At 70.9% G+C, this 1,351-nt stretch carries 1 protein-coding gene and 1 pseudogene; both read left to right on the forward strand.

The annotated features are described in order from the left end of the window. Positions 1-251: pseudogene (locus H7344_RS20140) on the forward strand (methyl-accepting chemotaxis protein); the annotation flags it as partial. Between the two features lie 85 nt (positions 252-336). Continuing rightward, positions 337-1,351, forward strand: a 1,015-nt coding sequence (locus tag H7344_RS20145; RefSeq protein ID WP_186347768.1) for an MCP four helix bundle domain-containing protein, incomplete at its 3' end; no start/stop codon positions are given.

The raw sequence follows: 1,351 nt of genomic DNA on the forward strand, positions 1-1,351 counted from the left end.
CTTCGATCAACGACTACCAGCTGACGATCGCGTCGGCGGTGGAGGAGCAGACGGCGACGACGAACGAGATGTCGCGCAACGTGGCGGAGGCTGCGACGGGTGGCAACGAGATCGCCAGCAACATCGCGGGTGTCGCCGCTGGTGCGGAGACCACGACGCAGGCGGTGACCCAGGCGCATGCGGCGGTCAGCGAGATCGCCCAGCTCGCCGGCTCGCTGCACCACGAGGTCTCCCGCTTCCGGGTCGTCTGACCGACCCCCTCCTCACCCCGCACCGACCCTTCCGCCGGCCAGGCCGGCGTACCGACCGACCCTTCCGACCTTCTTGGAGCACGCCATGACCAGCACGACCCCCGGCCGGCGATCGCCGCTGCAGCGCTTCGCCGACCTCTCCATCCGCACCAAGGTCCTCACCCCCGCGCTGGTGGGTGTCGCCGCCGCGCTGGTGGTCGGGCTCTTCGCCCTCAACGCCCTCTCCGAGAGCGCCGCCACCAGCCAGCGGATCTACCGCGACAACCTCGCGGCGGTGAAGGTCCTCGGCGAGATCAGCGTGACGCGCAAGAGCATCTCGCTCAGCGTCCGCGACATCCTCCTCGTCGGCGACGGCAAGGAGCGCCAGGCGACCCTCGAGGAGTACGACGAGCTCCAGGCGACCTTCGACGCGCAGCTCGACGACTACCTCGCCACTGAAGTGAGCAGCGCGGACCGGGAACGGGTCGAGCAGATCCGGTCGATGCTGGCCGAGTACCTCTCGATCGTCGACACCAAGCTCGGCCCGATCGCCGCGGAGCAGGACCTCGCCCGCTGGCTGAGCGTCAACAACTCCGACGCCGCCCCGGTGGCTGAAGGAGTGAGCTCGGCGCTCGGCGCGATCATCGAGTCCGAGGACGCCGCTGCCGCCCGGAGCGCCCAGGACGCACAGCAGGCCTACGAGAGCGAGCGCAGGTTCGCGCTCGGCCTGCTGGCACTGGCGGTCGTCGCGGTCCTGGTCGTCGGCCTGGCGGTCGCCCGGGGGATCAGCGCGAACGTGACCCGTGTCCGACGGGTCTCCGACGCCCTGGCCGCAGGGGACCTCACCGTCACGAGCGGGGTCAGCTCGCGCGACGAGGTCGGCCGGATGGGCCAGAGCCTCGACGTCGGCATGGACAACCTGCGGGGGCTGATCGGGGCGATCAGCGAGTCGACGGAGGCCGTTGCCGGTGCGGCCGAGGAGCTGTCGGCGGGGTCGCAGCAGATCGCTGCGGGTGCGGAGGAGACGTCGGTGCAGGCGGGTGTGGTCTCGGGTGCTGCTGAGGAGGTGTCGCGGAACGTGTCGACGGTGGCGGCGGGTGCGGAGCAGATGGGTGCTTCGA

The sequence above is a fragment of the Nocardioides deserti genome (assembly GCF_014266025.1).
Classification (GTDB): domain Bacteria; phylum Actinomycetota; class Actinomycetes; order Propionibacteriales; family Nocardioidaceae; genus Nocardioides; species Nocardioides deserti.